The 5,316-nt window shown below is 70.1% G+C and carries 5 protein-coding genes; 1 reads left to right on the forward strand and 4 read right to left on the reverse strand.

The genetic code is table 11. From position 1 onward, the window contains the following. From V7Q31_RS17205 to V7Q31_RS17215, 3 genes are all read right to left on the reverse strand, one after another. Positions 1–797, reverse strand: a 797-nt coding sequence (locus V7Q31_RS17205) for a patatin-like phospholipase family protein (protein ID WP_333835081.1), incomplete at its 3' end; no start/stop codon positions are given. 107 nt (positions 798–904) lie between these two features. Further along, positions 905–1,951 carry a helix-turn-helix transcriptional regulator gene (locus V7Q31_RS17210; RefSeq protein ID WP_333835082.1) on the reverse strand — a complete coding sequence of 349 codons (1,047 nt, stop codon included), beginning with the start codon at positions 1,949–1,951 and terminating at the stop codon, positions 905–907. A gap of 107 nt (positions 1,952–2,058) precedes the next feature. Then, positions 2,059–2,694: a tyrosine-type recombinase/integrase gene (locus V7Q31_RS17215; protein WP_333835083.1), complete on the reverse strand. Its 636-nt coding sequence runs from the start codon at positions 2,692–2,694 to the stop codon at positions 2,059–2,061. Between the two features lie 141 nt (positions 2,695–2,835). On the opposite strand from V7Q31_RS17215, the gene V7Q31_RS17220 reads away from it, so the two are divergent. Continuing rightward, complete coding sequence (locus tag V7Q31_RS17220; protein WP_333835084.1) at positions 2,836–3,117, forward strand: type II toxin-antitoxin system ParD family antitoxin; 282 nt, start codon at positions 2,836–2,838, stop codon at positions 3,115–3,117. 429 nt (positions 3,118–3,546) lie between these two features. Here the strand turns inward: V7Q31_RS17220 and V7Q31_RS17225 are convergent, their stop codons facing one another. After that, positions 3,547–5,121, reverse strand: coding sequence for an amidohydrolase (locus V7Q31_RS17225; protein WP_333835085.1), 1,575 nt, complete (start codon positions 5,119–5,121; stop codon positions 3,547–3,549). Positions 5,122–5,316: the final 195 nt, after the last annotated feature.

Below are 5,316 nucleotides of genomic sequence, written 5' to 3' on the forward strand. Positions count from 1 at the left end.
CCGTCGGGCGTCCGCACCTGCACGAAGATCGGCGGGAAGGCGACCGGGATCGCCGCCGAGGCCCGGATCAGCTCGCGCACCAACTCCAGCGCGCCGGGCTCGCCCGAATTCGCGATGGCGCCGATGTCCCAGATCACCGGGCGCCCGGCGTCGAGGTTGGTGGTGCCGATGTGCAGGATGCGGCCCTTGCGGTGCTCGACGGCGATGGCCTCCAGAAGTTCGGGCGTGACGTAGCGGGCGATCACCTGCCGCAAGCGGCTCGTGTCGGTCAGCGCGGCGCCGGAGACGATGCCGGAGAACAGCGTCGTCTCGAGGAGATCCTCTGTGGAATACTGCGTGTAGATCTCGCGCAGCGTGGCGTCGTAGTCCGGGCCGAGGAACGCGAAGGGCGCGATGATCGCGCCGGTGCTGACCCCGGCCACGCCATGGAACTCCGGCCGCGTGCCGCTTCGGGTCCACGCGTCTAGGATGCCGGCGCCGAACGCGCCCCACTGGCCGCCGCCCGACAGCGCGAGATAGGTCAGCCGCGGCGTGCGCCCCGCCGCGATCTCGGGTCCGAACCGCGCCTTCAGGATCGCCTGTCGCTCGGCCACCCGCGCGTCCACTTCGGCCACGTCAAGGCTGTCGCCCCAATCGCGCAACCCCTCGCGACCGAAGGGCTGGGCCGAGGCGGCGAGCGCCTCCGGCACCGGGTTGCGCAGGACGCCGGCGCCGCAACCGGCGAGCGCCGCGGCCAGCGCGAGCGCCGCCGCTGCCCGCGTCACGGCAGCGCGCGACCGCGCCATCCAAGGTTTCATCGTCGGGCGTCCAACTCGGAGGGTCCACCCTTGGCTGTCGATGGCGCGTCGAGGCGCCAGTCCCTGCGTTCTCATGGGATGAGGTTAGCACAAACCCGGCGGCAGATTTACCTTTTCGCGCCACCGTTTCCGGCTGCGGCGTTCCGACCTTGCAGCCCCGCCGCCCCCTTCTCCCGGACCGCTCGGGGCGTCGCGCCGGTCCAGCGCCGGACCGCGCGCGTGAGGGCAGGGGCGTTGGCGTAACCCAGGCGCGATGCGACCTCGCCGAGCGGCGCCGCGCTCTGCGTCAGAAGCCGGATCGCGAGGTCGAGGCGCGTCCCGTCGAGCAGTTCCGAGAAGGTGAGACCTTCGGCGGCCAATCGGCGCTGCAGCGTGCGGCGGGTCACGCCGGCCGCTGCGGCTACGGAGTCGAGGCTCACCTCCTCCGGCCCCAGCATCGCCGCGATGGTCCAGCGGAGGGATTGCAGAAGGTCGCCGTCCGCGTGCAGCGTCGTCCACTCGGGCGGCGGCGTGTGGGCGCCCGTCAACGGCGCCAGCCTCGCGTCCGCCACCCGGGCCGGGACCTCCACCACCAGCCGCGGCGCTGCGGCCGCTTCGACGCGGCCCAGCCACCGCGCAAGGTGCGCGACCCCGACTGAGGGGTGCGGCGGAATTTCGACGCGGTCCAGCAGCGGCGCCGCACCCCGCGTTGCGGCGCAAAGGGCGCGGATCAACGCCGCGACATACTGCTGAGCGAGGTGCAGCGCCTCGGCGTCGAACCTGACGGACCAGCTCTCGATCACCCGGACGCCGCTCGCGGTGTTCTCGACCGTGAAGCGCTCATGCGTGCAATGGCGCGGCATGAGGACAGAAACGACATGCAGCGCCTGCCGCGGCGTCGGGCGGGCTCGGATGGCTGCGCCGAGGGCGCCGATCTCCTGAATTTCGATCCCCGAGGCCACCCGGCAGGCGATGTCGGGGCCTTCGGCGCGGGCGAGGCCGCGGAGGAGTTCTATGGCGTTGAGCAGCGGCACCGGGCTGTCGGGATCGCCGACGGCCTGCTCGCCGAGGGCGGCGTCCCGCAAGGCGGCTTCCACGGGGCGACCGCTCTTCGCCATCCAGCCGAGGATCGGCGCCAGCGCTCCGGCGCGGATGGTCGGGACGAGAGGCTTCATCGTAAGCGTATCCTGCATGACGTTCTCTGCGAAAGACAGATAGTCCAGTGCCATTGGCCTCCGACTGGCCCAGATCGGGCGACGTTCTTTGTCGCTTGCGGCAAAGCTCAGATGTCGACCGCCTCCGACAACGCTAGCGCGTATTCTACGTCCACGCCGAGGTGGCGCACGGTGCTCTCGATGCGGGTGCGCCCAAGAAGGATCTGCGCAGCTCGCAGGTTGCCGGTCTGCTTGTAAAGGATCGACGCCTTGGTCCGTCGCAGCGAGTGCGTGCCGTAGTCCTCGCTGTTCAAGCCGACGGCGGCGACCCACGCGTGAACGAGCCGGCCGTATCGCCGCGTGCTCATGTGAGCGCAGCGGTGCAGGCGGCTTGTGGAGACGTACTCCTCGATCGAGCCGCCGCGCAGCGTCAGCCACTTCAGCACCGACTCGCGCGTGGTCTCGCTCAGTTCGAACTGCACCGGCCGCCCGGTCTTCTGCCGCGCCACCGTCGCCCGGCGCCGGATCTGTCCGCCCGAGACGATGTCGCCGATCCGAAGGTTCACCAGGTCGCAGCCGCGCAACTTGCTGTCGATGGCGAGGTCGAAGAGAGCGCGGTCCCTTGGGTTCGGGCGGTCGCCCAGTTCGAAACGGATGGCCCAGACCTCCTTCGGCTTCAGGGCCCGCTTGGGTCCGATCTTGTAGCCGTGGCTCCAGACGGGCGCCGCCGCCCGGCCTGCGGCCCCGGTCGCATGCTTCTGCATGACGGAAATCCGCGAAGTCATCGTCCACATCGGCGCGGACGGCTGATCATACACCCGAGCGAGACGGTGGGCGCCGGATTTCTCAAGGTATGAGGATATCATACTGCGGATTGGATTCTTCTGCTGCGGAGGATGTCGACCATGCCGGCCGTCGAGAAGCGCACTGTCAGCCTGCCCGAAGAACACGCGGCCTACATTGACCGAATGGTGGCGTCGGGCGCGTATGCCTCCGCCAGCGAGGTCGTCCGCGCTGGTCTTCGTGCGCTCCAGGAACAGGACGCCGCTGTCGAGCGCTGGCTCGACACTGAAGTTGCGGCCGCTTATGACGCCATGAAGGACGACCCCTCGCGGGCGCGCGACATCGGGGATGTATTTGGCGCAGTCCGTGCGCGTCATGCGGGCCGTCTCGCGAGGCGTGATTGAAGGAGCGCAAGGTAGTCTTTTCGCCGGAAGCACAGGCCGATCTCGAGTCGATCTACGATTTCGTAGCCGATGCCGCCGCGCTGAACCGTCGCGCCGAATTACCTCGAAAGGCGGGAAGGCTATTGCGCCGGAATGGCGCTTGGGTCCGAGCGCGGTGATCGCCGTGACGTGCGACCCGGCTTGCGGATCGTCGGGTTCGAGCGACGGATCACGATCGCATTCGCCGTTTCCGCCGATGACGTCACCATCCTGAAGGTTTTCCACGCCGGCCGCGACTGGGAGAAGGAGTTGTAGCTTGCCGAGATCGAAGCGCGACGCGAACGGCAGCTATCCGCTCCCCGCCCTCAGCCCCGCGACCGGCGGCTTTGGGAGCTTCCAAGTGCCGCGAGATCGTTGACGCAGCTGTTCGAAGCGGATTGCGCTGCTGGGTCAGGCGCCGGGATCGAAGGCGGTCAGTTCGTCGAGCCCTGTCTTGCGCAGCCAGTCGGGCAGGCCGAGCGGTTCGACGCGGTCGGCGGGCAGCAGGGGGACGAAGGCTTCGCCGCCCATCCGCCGCGCGAGATCGGCGCGGGCCGCGGCGCGCAGGTCGGGGTCGGTCATCAGGTCGAAGCCCGCCCCGGCGAGGATGCGCGCCGTGTCGAGCGCGGCGCGGTCGCCGATCGACATGCCGCCGCAGGCGGTGATCGCCCAAGTGTGCAGCGAGGTGCCCAGACCCGCCGTCGGCCAGGCGAAGGCGCCGAGCGGCGTCACCTTGCTGATGTCGCCGAGATCGGACGATCCGCCCACCTTGGTCGGCGGCAACGGCGGCGCCACGGCGGTCGCGAGCCCCGCTTCGGGCAGGCCCATCTCGCGCTGGCAGGCCTTCGCGAAATCCTGCTCGGCCTCGGTCCAGACGGGCGGGCGCGCCGCCATGTGGCTGTGCAACAGGCCGATCATCGGCGCGTTCGGCAGGATCTCGTGCATCCCGTAATAGGGCTCGAACGCGGCGGCAGTCTGGGTCATCAGGGCCGCGCCCTCGGCGATCTGACGCGCCCAGTCCACCACCGCTTTCAGATCGGGCCCGTTCGCGGCGCGGATCGTCAGCCACACCTGTGCGAAGTCCGGCACGATGTTTGGCGCGACGCCCGCGCTCTCATACACGTAGTGCAGGCGCGTGGTGGGCAGCACGTGCTCGCGCATGAACTGAAGCCCCGCGCCGAACAGTTCCGCCGCCTTCAGCGCCGAGCGACCGTCCCAGGGCGTGTTTCCGGCATGGGCGGTGCGCCCATTGAAGCGGATCTTGATCGCCATGTTGGCCGACGTGGCGACCTCGCCGACGGCGGCGAAGGGCGCGGGATGCCAGGCGAGCGCAGCGTCGACGTCGTCGAACAGGCCGTCGCGCGCAAAATAGACCTTGGCGCCCTGCGCCTCCTCCGACGCGCAGCCATAGACGCGCACCGCGCCGGGCGCGCCCGCCGCCTCCATCATGGCCTTGAGCGCGAAAGCCGCGCCGGTGCAACCGGCGCCGAGCATGTTGTGGCCGCAGCCATGCCCCTCGGTCCTGCCGTTCGGCGAGGGCGTCTGGCGCGGTTCGGCGGCGTTCCCGAGGCCGGGCAGCGCATCGTATTCGGGCAGGAGCGCGATGACGGGGCCGCCCGCGCCCTGGCTCCACTCGCTGACGAAGGCAGTGGGATAACCCGACGTCCCGGTCGAGACGGTGCGGAACCCCGCCGCCTCGAGCTCGCGCAGATGCACGCGGGCGGAGTCGACTTCGAGGACGGACAGCTCAGCGAGCGCCCATACCTCCCGACTGATCCGCAGGATCGCCTCGGCGTGGCGCGCGACCGCCGCCTCGGCCGCGTCGACCGAAGCGGGCGCGCCTGCCGCATCCGCCGCCGTCCGGGACGGAACCGTCCCTTGCGCGACCTGCGCCAGAACCACGTCCGGCGCGCCGACCAACGCTGCAGCGACCCCCGCTCCTGACGCCAGCACAGCTCGCCGGCTCGCCGTGAATTCGGCCTTCATGGCTCGCCCCCGATCAACGCCCCGCCGCCCGAGACGGATTCCGTTTCGACCAATACGCGGATCATAGCCCGGGTAGCCGCCGAGCGCGACTGCATCGACATCACGCGCGAACGGCTGGCTATAGAGGCGTGCACCGGCCAATCCGACCGGCCGGAACCGGGAGCCCTGTTGCGGCGGCTATTCGATGCCGTTCAC

Source organism: Rubrimonas sp. (genome assembly GCF_036788415.1).
In the GTDB taxonomy this organism is placed as follows: domain Bacteria; phylum Pseudomonadota; class Alphaproteobacteria; order Rhodobacterales; family Rhodobacteraceae; genus Rubrimonas.

Excerpts from the sequence above, each read along its gene's own strand:
- V7Q31_RS17210 (WP_333835082.1), bottom strand. The coding sequence starts at position 1,951 with ATGAAGCCTCTCGTCCCGACCATCCGCGCCGGAGCGCTGGCGCCGATC.
- V7Q31_RS17215 (WP_333835083.1), bottom strand. The coding sequence starts at position 2,694 with ATGCAGAAGCATGCGACCGGGGCCGCAGGCCGGGCGGCGGCGCCCGTC.
- V7Q31_RS17220 (WP_333835084.1), top strand. The coding sequence starts at position 2,836 with ATGCCGGCCGTCGAGAAGCGCACTGTCAGCCTGCCCGAAGAACACGCG.
- V7Q31_RS17225 (WP_333835085.1), bottom strand. The coding sequence starts at position 5,121 with ATGAAGGCCGAATTCACGGCGAGCCGGCGAGCTGTGCTGGCGTCAGGA.